The organism is Candidatus Pseudothioglobus sp. Uisw_086 (genome assembly GCF_048085745.1).
Lineage (GTDB): Bacteria > Pseudomonadota > Gammaproteobacteria > PS1 > Pseudothioglobaceae > Pseudothioglobus.
In genome coordinates, this window is sequence record NZ_CP159803.1 from 1721837 (window position 1) to 1743683 (window position 21847).

The 21847-nt window shown below is 38.1% G+C and carries 22 protein-coding genes; 17 read left to right on the plus strand and 5 right to left on the minus strand.

Annotation, left to right across the window (positions count from 1 at the left end; genetic code table 11):
- Window positions 1-4 precede the first annotated feature (4 nt).
- Window positions 5-526, plus strand: coding sequence for an SCP2 sterol-binding domain-containing protein (locus ABXT49_RS08705; RefSeq protein ID WP_416652014.1), 522 nt, complete (start codon window positions 5-7; stop codon window positions 524-526).
- On the plus strand, window positions 523-2127 hold the full coding sequence (ubiB, locus tag ABXT49_RS08710; RefSeq protein ID WP_416652016.1) for a ubiquinone biosynthesis regulatory protein kinase UbiB: 1605 nt from the start codon (window positions 523-525) through the stop codon (window positions 2125-2127). Before ABXT49_RS08705 ends, ubiB begins: the two co-directional genes overlap by 4 nt.
- A 40-nt stretch (window positions 2128-2167) precedes the next feature.
- On the opposite strand, the gene ABXT49_RS08715 is transcribed toward ubiB, so the two are convergent.
- Both ABXT49_RS08715 and ABXT49_RS08720 read right to left on the minus strand, forming a co-directional pair.
- Window positions 2168-2563 (minus strand): hypothetical protein, encoded by a 396-nt coding sequence (locus tag ABXT49_RS08715; RefSeq protein ID WP_416652018.1) that lies wholly within the window; start codon window positions 2561-2563, stop codon window positions 2168-2170.
- A 78-nt stretch (window positions 2564-2641) separates the two neighbouring features.
- On the minus strand, window positions 2642-3031 hold the full coding sequence (locus tag ABXT49_RS08720) for a toxin-antitoxin system YwqK family antitoxin (protein ID WP_416652020.1): 390 nt from the start codon (window positions 3029-3031) through the stop codon (window positions 2642-2644).
- A 184-nt stretch (window positions 3032-3215) separates the two neighbouring features.
- On the opposite strand from ABXT49_RS08720, the gene ABXT49_RS08725 reads away from it, so the two are divergent.
- The 15 genes from ABXT49_RS08725 to ABXT49_RS08795 all read left to right on the plus strand — a co-directional run bounded on the left by ABXT49_RS08725 (window position 3216) and on the right by ABXT49_RS08795 (window position 19378).
- Window positions 3216-3908: a 50S ribosomal protein L25/general stress protein Ctc gene (locus tag ABXT49_RS08725; RefSeq protein ID WP_416652022.1), complete on the plus strand. Its 693-nt coding sequence runs from the start codon at window positions 3216-3218 to the stop codon at window positions 3906-3908.
- Window positions 3909-3957: 49 nt separating this feature from the next.
- Window positions 3958-4527 (plus strand): aminoacyl-tRNA hydrolase, encoded by a 570-nt coding sequence (gene pth, locus ABXT49_RS08730; RefSeq protein WP_416652023.1) that lies wholly within the window; start codon window positions 3958-3960, stop codon window positions 4525-4527.
- Between the two features lie 12 nt (window positions 4528-4539).
- The gene (ychF, locus tag ABXT49_RS08735; protein ID WP_416652025.1) at window positions 4540-5631 is read left to right on the plus strand and encodes a redox-regulated ATPase YchF; all 1092 of its coding nucleotides are present in this window, start codon (window positions 4540-4542) and stop codon (window positions 5629-5631) included.
- Window positions 5632-5645: 14 nt separating this feature from the next.
- Window positions 5646-7172, plus strand: coding sequence for a 2,3-bisphosphoglycerate-independent phosphoglycerate mutase (gpmI, locus tag ABXT49_RS08740; protein WP_416652027.1), 1527 nt, complete (start codon window positions 5646-5648; stop codon window positions 7170-7172).
- 12 nt (window positions 7173-7184) lie between these two features.
- Window positions 7185-7859 (plus strand): ribulose-phosphate 3-epimerase, encoded by a 675-nt coding sequence (gene rpe / locus ABXT49_RS08745; protein ID WP_271541873.1) that lies wholly within the window; start codon window positions 7185-7187, stop codon window positions 7857-7859.
- A 78-nt stretch (window positions 7860-7937) separates the two neighbouring features.
- Window positions 7938-9239: an O-acetylhomoserine aminocarboxypropyltransferase/cysteine synthase family protein gene (locus ABXT49_RS08750; protein ID WP_416652029.1), complete on the plus strand. Its 1302-nt coding sequence runs from the start codon at window positions 7938-7940 to the stop codon at window positions 9237-9239.
- A complete protein-coding gene (locus ABXT49_RS08755; RefSeq protein WP_416652033.1) occupies window positions 9239-10030 on the plus strand; it encodes an alpha/beta fold hydrolase in 792 nt (263 codons plus the stop codon). The genes ABXT49_RS08750 and ABXT49_RS08755 overlap by 1 nt, the downstream gene beginning before the upstream one ends.
- The gene (locus tag ABXT49_RS08760; protein WP_416652035.1) at window positions 10027-12324 is read left to right on the plus strand and encodes a 3-hydroxyacyl-CoA dehydrogenase NAD-binding domain-containing protein; all 2298 of its coding nucleotides are present in this window, start codon (window positions 10027-10029) and stop codon (window positions 12322-12324) included. The genes ABXT49_RS08755 and ABXT49_RS08760 overlap by 4 nt, the downstream gene beginning before the upstream one ends.
- A gap of 11 nt (window positions 12325-12335) precedes the next feature.
- The gene (locus tag ABXT49_RS08765) at window positions 12336-13949 is read left to right on the plus strand and encodes a long-chain-fatty-acid--CoA ligase (RefSeq protein WP_271541867.1); all 1614 of its coding nucleotides are present in this window, start codon (window positions 12336-12338) and stop codon (window positions 13947-13949) included.
- Window positions 13949-15703: an acyl-CoA dehydrogenase family protein gene (locus tag ABXT49_RS08770; RefSeq protein WP_416652037.1), complete on the plus strand. Its 1755-nt coding sequence runs from the start codon at window positions 13949-13951 to the stop codon at window positions 15701-15703. The genes ABXT49_RS08765 and ABXT49_RS08770 overlap by 1 nt, the downstream gene beginning before the upstream one ends.
- A 72-nt stretch (window positions 15704-15775) precedes the next feature.
- Window positions 15776-16498: a ZrgA family zinc uptake protein gene (locus tag ABXT49_RS08775; protein WP_416652039.1), complete on the plus strand. Its 723-nt coding sequence runs from the start codon at window positions 15776-15778 to the stop codon at window positions 16496-16498.
- Window positions 16499-16509: 11 nt separating this feature from the next.
- Window positions 16510-17169 carry an ABC transporter ATP-binding protein gene (locus tag ABXT49_RS08780; RefSeq protein WP_416652040.1) on the plus strand — a complete coding sequence of 220 codons (660 nt, stop codon included), beginning with the start codon at window positions 16510-16512 and terminating at the stop codon, window positions 17167-17169.
- A 16-nt stretch (window positions 17170-17185) separates the two neighbouring features.
- Complete coding sequence (locus tag ABXT49_RS08785; RefSeq protein ID WP_416652042.1) at window positions 17186-18409, plus strand: ABC transporter permease; 1224 nt, start codon at window positions 17186-17188, stop codon at window positions 18407-18409.
- A 5-nt stretch (window positions 18410-18414) separates the two neighbouring features.
- Window positions 18415-18969, plus strand: coding sequence for a DUF3299 domain-containing protein (locus ABXT49_RS08790; RefSeq protein ID WP_416652044.1), 555 nt, complete (start codon window positions 18415-18417; stop codon window positions 18967-18969).
- On the plus strand, window positions 18962-19378 hold the full coding sequence (locus ABXT49_RS08795) for a Fur family transcriptional regulator (protein ID WP_271541885.1): 417 nt from the start codon (window positions 18962-18964) through the stop codon (window positions 19376-19378). The genes ABXT49_RS08790 and ABXT49_RS08795 overlap by 8 nt, the downstream gene beginning before the upstream one ends.
- Before the next feature lie 13 nt (window positions 19379-19391).
- On the opposite strand, the gene ABXT49_RS08800 is transcribed toward ABXT49_RS08795, so the two are convergent.
- From ABXT49_RS08800 to ABXT49_RS08810, 3 genes are read right to left on the minus strand one after another with little or no spacing between them, the layout of a single operon-like run.
- Complete coding sequence (locus ABXT49_RS08800) at window positions 19392-19913, minus strand: SOUL family heme-binding protein (protein WP_416652045.1); 522 nt, start codon at window positions 19911-19913, stop codon at window positions 19392-19394.
- A 15-nt stretch (window positions 19914-19928) separates the two neighbouring features.
- On the minus strand, window positions 19929-20810 hold the full coding sequence (locus ABXT49_RS08805) for a DUF1295 domain-containing protein (RefSeq protein WP_416652048.1): 882 nt from the start codon (window positions 20808-20810) through the stop codon (window positions 19929-19931).
- Complete coding sequence (locus ABXT49_RS08810) at window positions 20810-21844, minus strand: SAM-dependent methyltransferase (protein WP_416652051.1); 1035 nt, start codon at window positions 21842-21844, stop codon at window positions 20810-20812. The genes ABXT49_RS08805 and ABXT49_RS08810 overlap by 1 nt, the downstream gene beginning before the upstream one ends.
- Window positions 21845-21847: the final 3 nt, after the last annotated feature.

Sequence of the window (21847 nt, forward strand, 5' to 3'; positions counted from 1 at the left end):
TACTATGTTTCGCCTCGCTATTGAAAAAGCTCTTAACCACATGATAAATGTTAATGAAATTAACATAACACGCCTCGATAATAGTCTGGTTAGTGTATATGTTGATGATATCGATTTAAGACTTTTTTTTCTGTGTCTAAATTCTCGCATTTTCGTCATAGAAAATAGTGAGCAAAAAAATACTAATGTTGATATCACTCTCAATAAAAAAGCTTTTTTAGCTTTATTTAAAGGCGTATCTTTTGAGGATTTAATTGAAAGCGAAGACATTGAAATTAACGGAAGTATCAAAACAGCACAGCAGTTGGCGGACTTATTTGCATTATCATCTATTGACATAGAAGAGCTTATTTCTCAATATACTGGGGACATTATTGCGCATAAGCTTGGACAAACAATAGATAGAATTAAAGGCTCATCATCTCAGGAAAAGGATTCATTTGTTGAAAACTTAAAAAATGAATTTACCACTCTTTTGATTGCCCCTAGTCGGTCTAAACTGTTTAAAAAAGGACGCTCTAGATGAAAAGCTTTTTTCGCTTCCTTGGCATATCAAGAACTCTAATTCGGTATCGATTAGATCACCTTATATTATCTACTTCGCTCTTAAAAAGCCTCAAGCCACTAATTTATTTGACGCCATGGCATTACTTTCCGAGCAAAAAACTTACTCGAGGTGAAAGAATTCGCCTTGCACTCGAAGAACTAGGCCCAATATTTATAAAATTTGGCCAAACGCTCTCAACTCGAAGAGACCTTCTTCCAGAAGATATAGGTAATGAATTAGCAAAACTCCAAGATAAATGCCCTCCCTTTCCTTCTAAAGACTCTAAGTCGATTATTGAAAAAGCCCTGGATGAAAGCGTCTCAACCCTATTTGCATCTTTTGATGATGAGCCCTTAGCCTCAGCATCTATTGCACAGGTTCATAGTGCGATTACTCATAATGATGAAGAAATTATTATTAAGGTTGTTCGCCCAGGAATAGAAAAACAAATTAAAAGAGATATTCGCCTACTTTATGCATTTGCAGGATTAGCTGAAAAGCATCCTGACGGCAAAAGACTGAGGCCAAGAGAAGCGGTGGCTGAATTTGAAACTATCATTTATAACGAACTTAATATGATGGTTGAAGCAGCTAATGCATCTCTACTTAGAAAGAACTTTAGTGACTCTAGCCTTCTTTATGTTCCAAAAGTACACTGGGATTATTGCCGCTCTAACATACTAGTAACAGAGCGCATTTATGGAACTCCAGTAACTAATATTGAGGCCTTAAAGAGTACTGATACAAACCTTCGAACTCTTGCTGAAAATGGTGTGGTGATTTTCTTCACCCAAGTGTTTAATCATAATTTTTTCCATGCTGATATGCATCCAGGAAACATTTTTGTTGGTGAAAATGATCAATATATTGGTGTTGATTTTGGAATTATGGGCACCCTAACAGAGGCCGATCAATACTATCTTGCTCAAAACTTTTTAGCGTTTTTTAATCAGGATTATAAAAAAGTAGCTCAAGTCCATCTTGAGTCAGGGTGGATACCAGAAGGAACAAACGTCTTAGAGTTTGAAAATGCCATTCGAAGTGTTTGTGAACCGATATTCGAAAAACCTTTAAGTGAAATTTCTTTTGGTCAAGTTTTATTAAGCTTACTAAAAGAGGCCAAACGTTTTGACATGGAAGTTCAGCCTCAACTTCTATTACTCTATAAAACGTTACTAAATATTGAAGGGTTAGGTCGAACTCTATATCCTGAACTTGACCTTTGGGCAACTGCAAAACCTTACCTTGAAAAGCTTGCCAAAGACAAATACAGCTTAAAAAACACTGTTAAAAAAATCTCTGCTCAACTCCCTGAGCTTATTTTAGAATTACCTGAAATCCCTATGTTGGTTATTAACGCTTTAAAACAAATTGAAAAAGGCTCGCTTAAACAAGAAAATTCAAAAAAACAAACAGAAGCGATTCTCTCTCAACTTCGAGAAAATTCTCTAAGGGAGCGTGCGACTATTATTGCAATATCGCTTCTTGCACTCACAGGGTTCCTTGTTACTCAATCAATCTGGACTTATGCAGCAGTAAGTGCATTTGCCAGCCTTATATTCTGGTTTAAATCTCGCTAAAGAAACTCAACAAGACCTAAAAATTGGAAGTTTTATAGTTTTAGTCATCTAGTAAAAAAGTTGGCATCTTGTAGTACATATCAACTGAGTTGTCTATTATTTTTACTTTTTTTTCAGCACCTTGTTCCCAACATTTAACTGATGTAATCATTGCGTTTTGAGATAAAACCAAAACCTTGCTAAGCGGAGGAGTGGCTATGCCGTTTGAAACCTTTATTGGCTTATCATTTTTATCATAAATGGTACACTTAATACTTCTAACTTCATTAGTACTGATGAAAATTGAAGTGCTATCAGTTAGTTCTTTTCTCTCAAAAGAAAAGCTCTCAACTATAATTCCATCGGTCTCTCCATCAATTGTAGCCATTTTATTAATTTCATCAGCAGAAATTGAAAAGGGCATTAAAAAAAGTACAATTAGGAATAATTTTGTCATAATAAGTGAATCAAAGCATTAGACAAAAAAGTTAGGCATTGATTAGGAGCTCTTTATGCTGTGACTATATTAAGCTGATCAACCATTATTGTTGTCTGATATCTCTCCATTTTCCAAAAAGTACTCTGCTACTCTCACGCCATCTTCATAGAAAATAGATTTACCATTAAGAATACCATTTTCATATTCTTGCTCAGACTCTAAAAGACCATCTTCATTCCAAGCAGTTAGAACTCCTTCAAGTTTATTATCCTCATAAAAACCTGCTGAAGCTTTCTTCCCATTCTCATACCAATAAGTTAGCGTGCCTTCAAGCTCATTATTTTCATAGAACCCCTCTGAAGCTTTTTTGCCACTTTCATACCAATAAGTTTCTCTACCATATTTAATGCCGTCTTTATAAGTTGTCTCTAGCCTCATGCCATTATCTAAATTTTGAGTATGGAGTCCATTTATATTTTTATTCATAATAAGATTATATTTGATTTTGCCTTAAAGTCCAAATTTCGTTTGATGCCTGAGTGCGCCTCTAATGATGACTATAGCAAAAGAAATTCGGGTAAAATGATGCTCCAGCCTATCTGGTCGCAAGACGGGCAATATTGGTTACACCACAAAACGTGGTGTTTTTTTATTTATTGGAGAACTCAAAATGAGTATTACTGTAAACGCATTAGAGCGTAAAGATCAAGGGAAAGGTGCGAGCCGCCGCTTGAGAAAAGAAGAAAGAGTACCAGGTATCGTTTATGGTGGAACTAAAGCCCCACAGATGGTAACACTTAACATTCATGAAATCACCCACTTACTAGAAAATGAAAATACATTCACTTCTGTACTAGATTTGATGGTTGATAAATCAAAAGAATCTGTTGTTTTAAAAGACATTCAGCGTCATCCTGCAAAAAATACTGTCCAACATATGGATTTTTTACGAGTAGACGCAAAACATGCTCTTGTTACAATGACTCCATTACACTTTATTGGAATGGATGAAAATGAGGCATTAAGATTAGGAAATATGCTGAATCAATTCGTTGTTTCGGTTGAAATCTCATGCTTACCGCAAGACCTTCCAAATGGTATTGATGTAGATGTTACCAACCTTGAAATTGGTGATCATCTAACACTAACTAATCTTATCTTGCCTAAAGGTGTTGTAATTACTTCACTTCAACATGAAGATGTTGAGGCACATGATCAAACTGTATGTTCTGTCACGGAACCTAAAGTTATCGTAGAGGAAGAGGAAGAAATTTTAGAGTCTGATGATTCTGAAACAGAAGGCGAAGAGGGTGAATCTGATCAGGGCTCTGAAGATTCAAAAGATGGTGACGAAAAAGAATAAAACGTTGCCAGCCTTATTGGCTTAATAATCACTTAAACGAAGCGTTGTAATGATTAAATTAATTGTTGGACTGGGAAACCCAGGAAAAGAATATCAAGGACATCGTCACAACGCCGGCTTTTGGTTTGTTGATTCATTAGCTAGTGTATTAAGCTCCAAATTTAATGGTCAGTCTAAGTTTCTAGGTGAAACTTCAACCATTAACTTTGGCTCTAAAAAAGTTCACCTTCTCAAGCCTCAGACCTTTATGAATAATTCTGGTGGCTCTATCAAAAGCTTATTGAGTTATTACAACATCAAACCTGAAGAGACTCTTGTGATTCATGATGAGTTAGATTTGCCTGTTGGCTTAATCAAGCTAAAACTTGGTGGTGGACATGGTGGTCATAACGGCCTAAGAGACACAATTAAAGCACTTGATACGAATAATTTTTATCGTCTAAGAATAGGAATAGGTCATCCAGGAACAAAAAATGATGTTGTAGATTTTGTTTTAAGCTCTCCAACTAGCTCTGAATTAAAACTAATTGAACAAGGAATGATAGAAGCATCAGGCATTATTGAAATGCTAGTTGATGGAGATTTTGAAGCAGCTATGAAGGCCCTTCATTCCTTATAATGGAGCAAGAAGATGGGATTTAAATGTGGCATAGTAGGGCTTCCAAATGTAGGTAAATCAACACTATTCAATGCGCTAACAATGGCGGGCATAGATTCAGAAAATTACCCTTTTTGTACGATTGAGCCAAACGTTGGCATCGTGCCTGTTAATGATCCTCGATTACAAGCATTAGCAAATATCGTTACTCCAGAAAAAATTTTACCAACCACAATGGAGTTTGTAGATATTGCTGGATTAGTTGAGGGTGCTTCAAAAGGTGAAGGACTAGGAAATCAATTTCTTTCAAATATTCGTGAAACAGATGCAATCTTGCACGTTGTTCGATGCTTTGAAAATGACGACATCATTCACGTTTCAAATAAAGTTGACCCACTTGATGACATAGATACAATTAATACGGAGCTTGCCTTATCCGATCTTTTTAGCGCAGACAAGGCCTACCAAAAAGCTTTAAAAAACTCCAAATCAGGGCAAAAAGAAGGCCTGCCTTTAAAAAACTTGCTTGAAAAAATCCTACCAACTCTTGAAGAAGGTCATGCAGTTAGATCTCTTGTCTTTACTGAAGAAGAGGAAAAGCTAGTTAAGGGCTTGCAATTGCTTACTTCAAAGCCAGTTCTTTATGTTGCCAATGTAAGTGAGAATGGATTTACAAATAATCCTCACTTATCTGCATTAACGAACTATGCAGATAATGAAAATAGTCAAGTTGTTGCAGTATGTGCAGATATTGAGTCTGAAATTGCTGAGCTTGATGACGAAGATAAGCAAGGTTTTTTAGATGAGATGGGGCAATCTGAATCTGGTCTTGATCGCTTAATTAAAGCGGGATATAGGTTACTAGGTCTTCAAACATATTTTACTGCAGGCGTTAAAGAGGTTAGAGCCTGGACAATAAACATTGGAGATTCTGCTCCAATGGCCGCGGGTAAAATACATGGTGACTTTGAAAAAGGCTTTATTAGAGCTGAAACAATTTCATATGAAGACTTTATTCAATATAAAGGCGAAAAAGGGTCAAAAGATGCTGGCAAGTTGCGCTCTGAAGGAAAGGAATATATTGTTAAAGATGGTGATGTAGTTCACTTTTTATTTAATGTATAACTGTTAATTTTTCAATGCAAAATACAAAACTACTTTTAATTTTAGATGGCTGGGGCTATTCTCAAAACTCTGAGAATAACGCAATAGCAATGGCTAATACCCCTAACTGGAATCATCTTATTGATACCTACCCTAATACGTTAATTGGAACCTCTGGAAAAAGTGTTGGACTGCCGGAAGGCCAAATGGGCAATTCAGAAGTAGGCCACTTAACAATTGGTGCGGGAAGAATTGTTGAGCAAGATTTCACCAGAATAGGTAATGACATTAAAAGTGGTGCTTTTTTCAGTAATAAAAATTTGTGCAAAGCACTTGACTCTGCTAAGGCTAATAATAAAGCAGTGCATATTCTTGGACTCTTATCTGATGGAGGAGTTCACTCGCACCAAGACCACATTTATGCGACTCTTGAGCTGGCAAAACAAAAAGGCTGCCAAGAGGTTTATTTTCATGTCTTTACAGATGGGCGTGATACGCCGCCAAACAGTGCCTCAAAATTTATTGAACTGCTGGAGTTAAAAATCTCTGAGCTAAATGTAGGTAAAATTGTCTCAGTAGTAGGCAGGTTCTATGCAATGGATCGAGACAATCGCTGGGAGAGGGTTTCAAAAGCTTATGAATTAATATCTTCTGGAAAAGGAGATCGTAAAGCAGATTCTGCAAAAAATGCAATCCAAATGGCCTATGAAGAAGGCGAAAATGATGAGTTCATTGCCCCTACAATTATTGGTGAGCCTGTAAAAATTAATAATGGCGATACAGTAATCTTTATGAATTATCGCGCAGATCGTGCAAGAGAAATAACTCAAGCCCTAACTTCAGAAATATTTGATGGATTTGATAGGCATACGTTCAAAAAATGCAATTTTATTTGCCTCACAGAGTTCAAGAAAGACTTTAATCTTATTTGCGCTTATCCTCCAATATCTGTCTTTAACACTCTGGGTTACTATATTTCAAGCCTTGGTTTTAGTCAGCTTAGAATTGCTGAAACTGAAAAATATGCGCACGTTACCTTTTTCTTTAATGGGGGCGTTGAGACAATACTTGCTGGAGAAGAAAGAAAGCTTATTCAATCGCCTAATGTAAAAACTTATGATTTAAAGCCAGAAATGAGTGCATATGAGTTAACTGAAAATCTTATTTCAGCACTTAAATCCCAAAAACATAAACTGGTTGTTTGTAATTTTGCCAACACAGACATGGTTGGGCACACTGGGAACCTTGAGGCAGCCATTAAAGCTGTTGAAGCAGTCGATAGCTGTTTAGGAAAAATTCACCAGGCATGTCTAGAGTCTGAAACCGAAGTCCTAATTACTGCAGACCATGGAAATGCAGAACAAATGTTAGACCCTGAAACGCAAAAAAACCATACTGCACATACAACTAATCCAGTCCCTTTAATATATGTTGGGAAAAGGAAAAGCTTACTTTTAGGTCCACATGTTGGTACACTTGCAGACCTAGCGCCTTCGCTTTTGGAGCTTATGGAAATTGAACAGCCAAAAGAAATGACAGGCCAAAGCCTTTTTATAGAATAAACGGAGACTAAAATGAAGCAACCAAACTTTATCGCCCCCTCAATACTTTCAGCAGATTTTGCTAAGCTTGGAGAAGAGGTTGACAATGTTTTAGTTGCTGGTGCCGATATTGTTCATTTTGACGTCATGGATAATCACTATGTACCAAACCTTACAATTGGGCCTTTAGTTTGCGAAGCACTGAGAAATCATGGTGTTACTGCACCAATCGATGTCCACCTAATGGTAAAGCCAGTCGACAGAATTATTCCTGACTTTGCAAAAGCGGGGGCTTCTTACATCACATTTCACCCCGAAGCATCTGAACATATAGACCGCACAATAGGGCTTATAAAAGAAAATGGCTGTAAAGCAGGTTTAGTTTTTAACCCAGCAACTTCACTTCACTATTTAGAGCATGTAATCGATCAACTTGACATGGTACTGCTAATGTCAGTAAATCCAGGATTTGGAGGTCAATCTTTCATAGCCTCGTCTTTAGAAAAATTGAAAATTGTAAGAAAATTAATTGATGAAAAAGGCCTTAGCACAAGACTTGAGGTTGATGGTGGTGTTAAAGTTGATAACATTCAAGAAATTGCAGCAGCTGGTGCTGATACATTTGTCGCCGGGTCAGCAATTTTTAATACTGAAAATTACAAGTTAACGATTGACAAAATGCGCAAAGAGCTGGCTTTAGCTAAATAACCTTTAAGACAAAATTTAAACCACCTCAATAGCCAGTTGTGAGAAAATATTCTCTTTGTTTTTTTAAACTGAGCATTTATGGGAAAGTCATCCTTTTTTGGTCCTGAAACAATATCTTTACATTCTGGTTATCAGCCAGAACCGTCTTTTGGAAGCAGAGCAGTTCCTATATACCAAACCACCTCTTATGTTTTCGAAACAGTTGACGATGCTGCAGCTCTTTTTAATATTGAAAAAGGTGGTCACATATATAGCCGAATAACCAATCCAACGGTTGCGGTTTTAGAGCAGCGAATCGCTGCACTTGAAGGTGGTGTTGGAGCTATTTGTACTGCTTCAGGCATGAGCGCACTTTTTGTTACTTTTATTAGCCTGTGTTCTGCAGGAGATCATATTGTAAGTGCGTCACAAATTTATGGCTCAACAGGAACACTTCTAAAACACACTCTTAAAAGGTTTAACATAGAGTGTACCTTTGTTTCTATAAATGATGAAAAAGCGCTAAAAGGTGCAATACAAGAAAATACTAAGCTTGTGTTTTGTGAGTCAATAGGAAATCCAGGGCTTGAGGTTTCTGACCTTCCTAAAATTGCTGAAATCGCTCATCAAAATAACTTGCCGCTTGTTGTGGATGCTACTTTTTCTACGCCTGTATTATGCAAACCTTTTGAGCACGGCGTTGATGTTGTTGTTCACTCAGTCACAAAATGGATTGGCGGACATGGGGTTGCTGTTGGAGGGGTAATAGTTGATGGCGGCTCTTTTGACTGGGGTTCTAGCAACAAACACCCAACCCTAACAACGCCTTATGAGCCATTTCATGGTATAAATTTTTGGGAAGAATTTGGTCCATCTGCCCTATCAATGAAAATTAGGGCAGAATCAATGCGTGATTTTGGTCCAGCAATGAGCCCTCATAGTGCATTTTTGATTCTTCAAGGAATAGAAACCCTTACCCTTAGAATGAATCAACATGTAAAAAATGCAGTTAAACTCGCAAAGTGGCTACTAGAACAATCCGCTGTTATGTGGGTTAACCATCCAGATTTACCTGAAAACCCAACTTATGAAATTGCTCAAAAGCTATTTCCAAATGGTGCTGGCTCTATGCTATGCTTTGGAGTCAAAGGTGGCAGAGAAGGTGGCGCGGCATTTATCAACGCACTAAAATTATCATCTAATTTAGCAAATGTTGGTGACTCAAGAACCTTAGTCCTTCATCCAGCTAGTACAACTCAATCGCGCCTTGATGAAGAAGCAATGAAAGCAACTGGGAGTAGTGTTGACTTAATACGTGTATCTGTTGGAATAGAATCTGTATCAGATATTATTAGTGACTTCAAATCTGGACTTAAAGCAGTAGAAAAGGCAATTTCGTAATGAATATTGTTGTTGATGGAGAAAATATTTTTGTAGCCACTGGCGGCTGTGTATTTGATCCTAAAAAGCCTACTGTAGTGTTTGTTCATGGAAGTGGACTAGACCATAGATCTTGGGCCCTTCAGGCCAGATGGTTTGCTTTTCATGGTTTTTCAGTATTCGCACCTGACCTTCCAGGTCATAGCCTTTCAGAAGGCAAGCCTTTAAAAACAATTGAAGGGATGGGCAAATGGCTTGGAAAAACTCTTAAACTAGCAGGCTGTGAATCAATACATCTTGTTGGCCACTCTCAAGGATTTCTTGTTGCTTTAGAGACAGCCAGTTCTTTAGGGGCAAAACTAAAAACACTAACTGCTGTTGCAACAGCTGCCTCAATACCTGTTAACGAAGCTCTGGTTGACGCAGCCAAAAAGACACCTATTGATGCAGCTGATATGTTGCTCAAGTGGGGGTTTGGCTCTCAATCACAATCAGGTAGTAGTGCTGTTCCAGGAATGCAGCCTATTGGAATTGGTCGACAAATAATGGCTAATAATCCCCTAGCAGAAGATCTTATTGCTTGCACTGAATATAAAAATGGCATAAATTGTGCTAAAAATATCAACATTCCCTCTAACGTTATTCTCGCAACAGAAGACAAAAATACACCTCTTCGGTTCGGCTTAGAATTAGCTGAGCTGCTGAATGCTGAGACCACAACTATTTCTAATGCAGGCCATATGCTTCCAATAGAGTCTCCAAAAGATACTCTTGACGCCATTAAATCATTCATCTTAAAAAACTCTTCATGACAAATCAAATTAAAAAAGTTGGCGTTATTGGCGCCGGAACAATGGGGGCTGGAATTGCTGGTCAAGTTGCAAATGCTGGGGTAGAAGTTTGGCTTCTTGACCTTCCTAGTGAGGGTGAGAACGTAAATAGCTTAGCGGCTAAAGGCCTTGAAAGGCTTAAAGATCCAGATATGCCTGGCCTTATGAGTAAAGAAGCGGAAAGCCTTATAAGAATTGGAAACACTCGTGATCACTTCCATGAGCTTGAGGATTGCGACTGGATTGCTGAAGCTGTTGTAGAGAGGCTTGATATTAAGCAAGCCCTTTATCAAAAGTTAAATGAAAGCTGTAAAGAGTCAACGATTATTACCTCTAATACATCAACGATTCCTATTAGTCTTCTGACAAAAGGAATGCCAAAAAAGTTTTGTGAGCGCTTTGCAATAACTCATTTTTTCAACCCAGTTAGATTCATGAGATTACTTGAATTGGTGCGTGGTGAATTTACTAGAGATGAAGTAATTGATACTCTTGATTTATTTAGTGAAAAAATACTTGGAAAAGGTGTTGTCTCCTGCCTAGATACGCCTGGCTTTCTTGCTAATAGAGTTGGTGTTTTTGCTATCCAGTGTGCCCTTCATAAAGCCTTTGAATATAAACTATCGCCAACAGAAGCGGATGCTTTTTTTGGCAGACCTCTAGGTCTTCCAAAGACAGGAGTTTTTGGGCTATATGATTTAATAGGCATTGACCTTATGGCTGATGTTGTCAAAAGCCTCGTAAGTATACTGCCAGAAAATGATGCTTTTCATAAGTACTCGTCTCAAATTAAGTTTATGAGCAAAATGATTGCAAATGGCCAAACTGGAAATAAAAATGAAAAAGGTTTTTATAAACAAATTGGTGATGAAAGACAAGTAATTGATTTGTCGAATGGGAGTTACGGTCCTCATGAGCGCTTAAAAACCCCTCTTCTTGAAGAGGCAGAAAAAATTGGGATCTCTTTTATTATTAAAGACACAAGCCCGTATGGTCTTTATGTATGGGATGTTATTTCAGAAACGCTCTGCTATGCTGCTTCTCTGGTACCAGAGGTCACTGATGATTTAACGCAGATAGATGATGCTATGAAGCTTGGTTATAACTGGGTTCAGGGGCCATTTGAGCTGTTAGATGAAATTGGAATTGAGTACTTTGTTGACAGACTAAAAGCTGATGGTAGAGACGTTCCAGAGTTTCTTCTTAAGGGTATTAACAATAAATTTTATATCAATTCAAAATCTGGATTAAGCTCCCTTTCGCCTAGCGGCAATCTAAAACCAATTATCAGGCCAGATGGTGTGCTTAGATTTTCTGAAGTACGACAAACCCTCAAAGCAATCAATTCAAATGAGTCTGCTAGCTGGTTTGAATACGAAGGTGCAGCAATTGTTGAGTTTCACTCAAAAGCTAATGCTCTTGATAGTGGGTCTTTAGATATGATTTCTGATGCAATATCTGAGTCTGAAAAAAAGGGCTTACGAGGCGTGGTAATTCACAATGACTTCCAGCATTTCTCATGTGGGGTTAGTCTTTGGAGTGTTAGAAATTGCTTTGAAAAAAATGACTTTGATGCTCTTGATGCATTTCTTATTTACTTTCAAAACACAATGCTACAAATGAGAAATTCAAAACTACCTGTAATTGCTGCCCCTGTTGGCATGTCAATTGGTGGTGGCTTTGAAGTTGTCCTTCATGCTGATCATGTTGTTGGTCATGCTAACTCTGTCATGGGCCTTGTTGAGTCATTTATGGGGGTTGTTCCAGCTGGTGGTGGATGTAAAGAAACACTATATAGGTGGTCTGAAAGTCTAGGAGACGGTCGGAAAGGTGCCTGGAAATCATTTATGAATATTGGACTTGGTAGAAAAGCCAACTCTCCACAAGAAGCTGATGCCCTATCAATGAGAAGAGCTAATGATGTCTTTCATATGAATAGAGACCGCATACTGACTGGCGCACTTTCATCGATTGAGACAACCTCAAAAGCAAAAGCCCGAAATCCCCTCGCACTTTCTGGCGAAGATCACTTTGAAGAAATGCTGGAATGGCTTACAACAAATCATAAAAATGGCATTCTTACGCCACATGATGTGACTGTTGGAACTGAGATTGGAAGAATTATGACTGGTGGAAATTGTGCTTCTGGTACTATTTTTACTGAACAAGATATTTTAGATGCTGAGCGCTCTTCATTCCTCACTCTTGCTCAAACGCAAGAAACGCAAGCAAGAATTGTATCTATGTTAGATAATGGAATTACGCTTAGAAATTAACCGTTAATGCTATGAAAAAAAATCCTGCAAATTTTATACCTCTTTCACCGCTTTCGTTCTTACATAGAACAGCGGATGTTTATGGTCAGCACACTTCTGTAATTTATGAAAATAGAACTTACACTTGGAGTGAGTCAAGAGAAAGATGCGTTCGAATTGCCTCAAGTCTAAAAAGTTATGGCATAAAGCCAGGTGATACTGTCTCAGTACTGGCATTTAACACACCAGAAATGTTTGAATCACATTTTTCAATTCCAATGGCTGGTGCAATCCTAAACACTATAAATATTAGACTTGATGCCGCAACAATTGCATACATTTTTGACGACAGTAATGCAAAGATGCTCTTTGTTGACAGAGAGCTTTTTGCAGTTGCATCTGAGGCCCTCTCTATGACTTCAGTTAGTCCAAAAATAGTAGTAATAAACGATTCTTTTGCTGAATCACAGCCTGATATTTCTTCAGATATAACTGATTATGAATCTCTAGTTGTAAATGGAGATCCTCTCTATAACTGGCAAATGCCTGATGATGAGTGGAGCCCACTTTCACTCAGCTACACCTCTGGAACAACTGGAAAACCTAAAGGCGTCGTCTATCATCATCGTGGCTCTTATTTAATGAGTATGGGTACTGTGATTGGCTGGAGCCTTCCCAACCACCCGGTTTATCTCTACTCAGTTCCATTATTTCACTGTAATGGCTGGGGCCATGCTTGGACAATGGCTGCGATCGCTGGAACTATAGTTTGCCTCAGGACTTTTGCCCCTGAAAAAGTATTTAACCTCCTTGAACAGCATAATGTAACTCACTTTGGTGGAGCTCCTATAATGCTCAATATGCTTGCCAACGCGCCTAAAGAAACGCAAAAATATTTTGAGAGAGAAATTAAAGTAATGACTGCTGGCGCGCCTCCTCCTGCAAAGGTTTTAGAGAGCATGATGAAACTAGGATTTAATGTTATGCATGTATATGGATTGACTGAAACGTATGGACATATCCTTCAAGCCGCACCTCAAGCGTCTTGGCTTAATGAGAGTCCAGCCGAGCTTGCTAAATTAAGCTCAAGGCAGGGAGTAAGATTCCCAATGACCGAGGATGTTAGCGTCATTGATCAAGAGACTGGGCAGAGAGTTCCGCATGACGGAGAGGCGATTGGTGAAATTGTAATTCGCTGTAACACTTGTATGATGGGCTATTGGAACAGCCCCAAGGCAACAGAAGAAGCATTTGCAGGTGGCTGGTTTCATAGTGGCGACCTAGCAGTAATTCATAGTGATGGCTATATTCAAATTAAAGACAGATCAAAAGATATCATCATATCGGGTGGTGAGAATATTTCTTCCGTGGAGGTTGAAAATGTACTTTATCAACATCCTGCAGTCGGAGAAGCAGCAGTTGTAGCAATGCCAAATGAGACTTGGGGAGAAGTGCCGTGTGCATTTGTAGAACTCAAGTCTAACCAAGAGGCTTCTGAAGATGAGCTTATAGCCTTTTGCAAAAACAATATGGCTAAATTTAAAAGGCCAAAAAAAGTTGTCTTTGGGCCGCTGCCAAAAACCGCAACTGGGAAAATACAAAAACACGAGCTTAGAGCGTCAGTTAAAAACCTAGGAGAAGAATAATGTCATACTATACTGCGCCTGTAGAAGATATGAGTTTTGTATTAAAAGAAGTTGTTGAAATTGAAAAACTTTGTAATGAGATAGGCCTTGATGCTTCAACAGTTGACATAATTGATACTGTTTTAGATGCTGCAGGAAAGCTTGCAAAAGAAGAGATAGAACCAATTAACAAAACTGGTGACTCAGAGGGTTTAAAAATTGATAGCTCTGGCAAAATCACTACTGCAACTGGTTTTAAAGAGGCGTACCAGCACTTTGTTGAAGGAGGATGGGGCTCGTTACAATTCTCACCTAATTATGGAGGACAAGGCGTCCCTTTTGTCGTTGCTGCAAGCGTTCAAGAAATGTGGCATTCGGCAAACATGTCATGGGGTCTGTGCCCTCTCCTTACCCAGGGAGCAGTGGAAGCAATAACTCTAAATGCAAATGAGGAAATCAAACAGCGCTACCTTCCAAAGCTTATATCTGGTGAGTGGAGCGGCACGATGAATCTTACTGAAGGTGATGCAGGGACAGATGTTGGTTCGCTTAAAACGCGAGCAACTCCAAACGGTGATCATTATTTAATCCGTGGTCAAAAAATTTATATCACTTGGGGCGAGCACGATATGTCTGAGAATATCATTCATTTAGTGTTGGCCCGACTGCCAAACTCTCCTCAGGGTGTTAAAGGCATATCTTTGTTTTTAGTGCCAAAGATTCTTGTCAATGATGATGGCTCCCTTGGAGAGTCAAACGACTTAAAAGCATTATCAATTGAGCACAAAATTGGAATTCATGCTTGCCCGACATGCGTCATGAGCTATGGGGAAGAAGATGGGGCAATTGGCTACTTAGTTGGCGAAGAAAATAGAGGTATTCAGTGTATGTTCACAATGATGAATAATGCAAGACTCACAGTTGGACTCCAGGGAGTATCGGTTTCAGAACGCGCATACCAACAAGCACTTAGTTTTTGTAATGAACGCGTTCAAGGAATTGCTCCAGGATTTCAAGAGCCTGGTCCAATTGCTAGGCATCCTGATGTGCAAAGAATGTTAGCAAACATGAAATCCATTACCGAAGCATCGAGAGCTTTAGCCTATTCCGCTTGTGCAGAAGTTGACTATTCTGGAAGCGACTTGCCAGCAGAATTATTAGAAAAACATAAAAGGAAACTTGGAGTCTTAACGCCGGTTGTTAAGGGCTGGTGCACTGAAACCGCACAAGAGGTTGCCTCTGTAAGTCTTCAGTGTCACGGAGGAATGGGCTATGTTGAAGAGACTGGAATTGCTCAGATTTTAAGAGATGCACGCATACTTCCAATCTATGAAGGGACCAATGGAATTCAAGCAATGGACCTCGTTGGCAGAAAAATCATTAGCGATGACGGGCTTGGAGTTAGGGAGCTTATTTTAGAAATGCAAGAATGTGTAGAAGCCCCATCATTATCAAAGCTGATTTCCATGTCACAGATTGATCGGTTTAAAAAGTCTCTTGATGATCTTGAGGCTACTGTTTCGATTATTACTAAAAATTCTGAAGACAAAGAATTTACTGGAAAAATTGCCTTTGATACACTCATGATGATTGGAACTATTTCAGCAGCTTGGCAAATGCTTTTAAGCGTTGAGAGGGCATCATCTGCTTTTAAAAACAACACATCATCTTCTGAATTTTTAAAAGAAAAAACTGAAACTGCAAAACACTATCTAGACTTTATCATGCCAAGATATCTATCAAATTTTTCAACAATATCTGCGTGTACGAATTAATTACATTTACCCTATTGCAATAATATTGCATTTAGGATATATTATCCTGTTTTAATTAAACAGGACTCAAAAATGTTAAAACTTAGCTTTCTTTCGTTGCTATTAATTTCTTCTTTTGCAAGCGCAGAGGAAGAAAGGCGTGCAGATGCACATGCCCACGGACTAAACAATTTTTCAATGGTAATCAGTCAAAATCAAGTTGCTATTACTTATGAAATGCCAATAGTTCAACTACTTGATGAACATGACGAGCATGATGAGAATGATGAACATGACGAGCATGATGAGAATGATGAACATGACGAGCATGATGAGAATGATGAACATGACGAGCATGATGAGAATGATGAGAATGATGAACATGACGAGCATGATGAGAATGATGAACATGACGAGCATGATGAGAATGATGAACATGACGAGCATGACGAGCATGACGAGCATGACGAGCATGACGAGCATGACGAGCATGACGAGCATGATAAGTTAACCGTATCAGATGAATCATTAGCTGAATTTCAAAATTATTCACAATTATTTGCATTTCCTAAAGATGCTAATTGTGGCTTAGTTTCATTTAAATCTGAACTTCACAGTGTCTCAACAGAAGGAGATCACAAAGATGTCGAATTATCATATGAGTTTTCTTGCAATGAGCCAAGCCAATTAAAGAGCATTACCATTAATGCATTCAATCACTTCAGCGAACTAGAAAATTTATACTTCGAAGCAGTAATAAACAATAAAGCGCTAACAAAAAGCCTAAAATCTGACGTCGATAAAGTAATATTTTAAATGAGAATCTGATGTTAGAAACACTAGGACTGGAATACCATTATCAGCACGGTAAAAAAATTGTGTTTCCAGAAATAGAGGTTAAAAGGGGACAGCGATTATTGATTAGTGGCTTTTCAGGCTGTGGTAAAACTACTCTACTCAGCCTGATTGCTGGCGCCTTAAAACTTCAAGCTGGTGATATTAAGTTTGATGGCATTAATTACTCTTCAATGTCCTCCTTGCTTTTGGATAAATTTAGAGCAGATCACATCGGCTATATTTTTCAAACACTTAACCTTATTCCATTTTTAAGTGTTTCAGAAAATATAGCATTGGGTATTAGATTCTCTCAACCTAGAAAATCTAAAGTCAATGATCTAAATCAAGAAATCATTAGACTGGTCAAATCACTAGGGCTAGGAAAAGAGGTTTTAACAACCCCAGTAAACCGCCTAAGTGTTGGTCAGCAACAAAGAGTTGCAGTTGCTAGAGCTCTGCTTGGCAAGCCAGATTTAATTTTAGCTGATGAGCCAACCTCTGCTCTTGATACTGAAACGACTAAAAAATTTTTAAATGAGGTGATGGACGCCTTTGACTCAACCAAACAGGCAATAATTATGGTGAGTCATGACGCCTCTATTACACATTACTTTGACACTGTCATAGATTTGAATAAACAGCATGCTTAGTCTTTTGCTTAAATCAATGCGCTCAAGGATTATTCCGACATCGCTTGTGACGATATCTTTGATGGCTTCAATGGTTCTGCTATTAAGCATAGAGAGAATTCAACAAGGCACAGAGGAAGGCTTTAATCAAAGTATTTCAGGTGTTGATGCAATTATTGGACCAAGGTCGAGCTCTCTTGAATTGGTTTTATACACAGTTTTTCATCTTGGTAGGCCCACAAACAACATCACAACGAAGACTGTCTATGATATTAAGCAGAGAAGTGATATAAGTTGGCTGGTTCCAATTGCACTAGGTGATAGTCATAGAGGGTTTAGGGTTGTAGCGACTCAATCAAATTACTTTGAGCACATTAAATACGGCAACAATCAATCATTGATTTTTTTGAACGGAGTAGCATTTTCTGAACTATCGGAGGCAGTCTTGGGGTCTGATGTTGCTGAAAGACTTAATTATAATGTTGGTTCAGAAATTCAAATCACCCATGGCTCAGTTGAGTCAATAGGTAGCAAGCATGATGACTTTTCATTTAAGGTTACAGGGATTCTTAAGAAAACAGGAACCCCAATTGATCAAGCTATTTTTTTGGACCTAAAAGGCTATGAGCTGCTTCACCTTGGATGGATGAGTGGGAAAAAAGTATTCAGCCTTGATGATATTGACTTGTCGTCTCTGCCAGCTGGAGCTTTAGACCCAAAAACAGTTACAGCTGCTTTTGTGGGCCTTAAATCAAAGATAACTTTATTTAAATTTACCAAGAGTATTAGAGAATACTCGAAGGAGGCTATATCCGCTGTAATACCGGGCATAGCATTGTCAGAGCTTTGGTCAATTGTTGGGTTAGTTGATAAAGGATTTCAGCTTCTAAGCTGGATTATTATTGCAATCAGCCTCATAGCAATGGTAACTTTAATTATTGCCAGTTTGGATAACCGTAAACAGGAAATGACAATTTACAGAGCCAATGGGGCCTCGCCAAAATTTTTAGCCATAATGGTAATATGTGAGTCTCTTGTAATTGGATTGGTTGCAATTATTGGTGCAATTATTCTGGTGATAATTGTGACTTACTTTGCAACCAATCAGTTAAACTTGGCTTTAGGCATTTCACCTTCGTTTAAGTGGATCAGCTTGGAGGAAATTAAGGTTTTTGGCTTGATCTTATTTGCTGGAGTATTAAGTAGTTTGGTTCCAGCGGTCATGGTTTTTAGAAAAAATTTACATCAAACATTAAGCTAGTCTGCATGTTAAAAAAAATATCCCTCTCCATTTTAATTTTTTTCTCGTTAAGCTCTTTTGCCATTGTAGTTACTGATGAGTATTTATCCACAATAGAAGAAAACTGGCTAAGCCTTGAGCCAGCTGATGCATATGATTTTATTCCAGAAGATCTGACCTATGAAATCTATAATAGCCCAGAGTTTCAAGCAAAATTAGAAGAGGCTGGAACAAAACTAAATAAATTGCTAGAAGGAGAAGATATTGCACTTGCTGGATTCATGGTTCCAATTGAATATGTAGGATCTGACATTAGCAAGTTTTTGCTTGTCCCTGAAGCTGGTCAGTGCATCCATGTTCCGCCCCCACCTCTAAACCAAACACTGATTGTCGATGTGTCAAACAATCCAATAAAGTTTCGTGATTTATACGTACCAATAATTGTTTATGGGAGAATATCCGTAGGATCGCAAAGTTTTGATATTGCTGATAGCGGATATGCCATTACCGATGCAGTTGTTGAGACGCTGCATTTTAGTGATGAGGAGTATAGAAAAAACGAAGAGGAAGGTGATGATTAATAACGCAAAACTAATGTCTAAATGTTTAGAGTCTGGAAAAAGTGCTACGCCTCAAAGAATGTCAATTATTAATGAACTAGACTCTGCAAGAAAAAATCTTTCTGCCTATGATCTGAGGGACTCTTTAAAAGATAAAGGCCATTCATTTAATATTAGTACAATTTATAGGGTCTTAAGCTTTTGGATTGATGTGGGCGTTGTTCATAAAATGGACTCAAGTAATACTTATCTAGTTTGCAATGATAGCCATACAAACCACTTTCATGTCTTGCTTAACTGTACTAGTTGTAAATCTGTGGAAGAGTCTTGTCAGCTTTCAGCTCAACTTTCTTTACCTAAAAGCAACAAGTTTTCAGTTAATAACTCTCAAGCTGTAGAGCTTAGTGGGCTCTGTAAGATGTGCCAGTAGATAAAAAAACTATTTAACTGCTTATTCTCACCATAAGTTCATTTTTACGAAACATTGGCAGCGTCCATGGGGAATTAAATTGAGCAACCATAAAGCCTCCTTTTATTTCAATCTTGTTTTTTAAAAGCAACTCTGAAAGTTTTTTTTGATAGTTTATGCTTCTAGATTCAGTAGCCCAGCCCCCAAAAGATAGAACAGCGACTTTACCAAGACTCTCTCTCTGAATTGAAACTTCACTTATGTTGGCTTTGGGGAGGTCGCTCATAGAGTGTTCTTTGGGCATTATAAAAGAAATGTTATAAGACTTAAGCCCCTCAGAAGGGCAATCAGCAATAACAGGTGCAGTCATGGCAATTTTCATTTCTTTATCATTGCCACCAAAAATATAACTTGCAATTCTTCTGAATCCAGAAGATGTTGAGGCTTTGTAGTCGGCCTGAACTTTTGTTGTAGCAATAACCATGTCACTATAACGACGAACTTCAAAGCCTTCACACTTGGATATTATTTTATATTCAGGGGTTTCAATTGCCATTTTTTTTAGTTTGAGTTATTTTTTTCCAAAATAAGGAATCAATATGGGTGTGTTGTTCTTGTATTCAAGATACTCCTTGTCATTGCCCCATTTTTTTTCAGCTTTTTCTTCTAAAAAAGGCAGTCCACTTATTTTAGTTAAGAGAAGATAGACAAAAACTGGCGACACAAGGGTTAAAAACTGCCAGCCTGAGAGAAGTGGGAGCGATATAATTGCAATGCCCGTCCAAAGAACAATCTCCCCAAAATAGTTTGGGTGGCGTGATATAGACCACAATCCAAATGTTATAAATTTATCCTTGTTTTCAGGGATTTCACTAAAGCTCTTTTTTTGTTTATCTGCGACAGCTTCGAAAGCAAACCCTAAGACCCAGAGGGAAAATCCTGCTATAAAAAATAAGTCAAGAGCTGCATGCTGATTTAAAACAATAATGGTAACAGCATTTGCTGTCGTTAAGAAAACCCATAGGGCTGAAAGAGTCCATGTCATTAAAAATTTTGGCAACGATTTCTTGATCTCCCTAAACCTTTTGTCTTCTCCACTTTTAACTATTCTTATGTAGAGAAATGTCCCAAGTCTTAGCGTCCATATAGATACAAAAATAGCCACAATAGTCGAGCGCATAGAAACTTGCATTCCTTGGCCTAAAAGTGCAAATATAGAAGTAGCAACTAAAAGTAGAGTTGCGATCATTCCTGTAAAGTCAAAATATTTTTCTGAGCTTGTTACAAGCGAAGGGATTGCAACAATCCAGTGCACAATAAAGCTAACAGCAGCACATAAAAGTATGGCTGGCACGCCGTAAAGTACAGCGCCCTCAACTGTTGCAGCATTTGCAACAAAATAGGCTGTCAAAATACATAAAATAATAGCAACAAGGTCCTTGATATTATCCATTATGGCCTCTCAAAAAGATAGTGGGAAATACCCCATTCAGAGCCACTTTTAAAGCCAAAAAGAACCTCGCATGACATGAAAAAAATACGCCACCTTTGAAACCAAATGCCTGCTTCATCTTTGCCATAAGTTTTTTCGAATAATTTAAGCACTTCAGCTTTATTTTTATCCATCTTGTTAAGCCATGCGAGCGAGGTTTTTTCATAGTGCGTTCCATCTACCCTCCAATCTTTCTCAATTTTCATCCGACTTGGAAAACAGGTTAGGAGCCTATGAGAAGGCATCTGACCGCCACTAAAAAACTCTCTAGCCATCCAGTCTCCCTCATCTTGGTCTTCAAAGGGATAGGCAATTTCTTTATGAGAAAAAATATGAACAAAAAGTTTTCCATCTTTTTTTAACCAGCCACTTACTCTTTTTAGAAGCTCACCATAGTTGCGCATATGTTCAAACATTTCGATTGAAACAACACGATCAAAGCTTTTATCAATTGAAAAGTCGTTCATGTCTGCTGTTATAACCTTGATATTTTCTATCTTTAATTTCTTACATTTGTTCTCAATAAACTGCCTCTGGTCCTTTGAATTACTAACAGCAGTAATTTTGCTATTAGGGAAATTTTTTGCCATATAAAGAGTCAAGGAACCCCAACCACATCCTAATTCTAAAACCTCTTGGCCATCTGAAAGGGATGCCCTTTCACAAGAAAGCTTTAACATTTCCAGCTCTGATTCGTCTAGAGACGAAGCACCCTTTGGCCAATAACCAGAACTGTATTTTAAGTTCGAGCCCAGGACCAATTCAAAAAGCCTTGGTGGAACCTCATAGTGCTGTTCATTTGCTTTTTCTGGAACCAGAGCAATTGGGCTTTCATTTAAAAAGTCAATCCAAGATGAATGTCTTTTTTCCATTTCAAGCTTGTCAATGCTCGTTGCCTCTAAAAGCCTTTGAGCGCATAAACGCCTTATTCCAAGCCTAATGAGCATGTCTGGTAATAAACCATTTTCTGCAAGTTTTATTAATAATTTAATCATTTT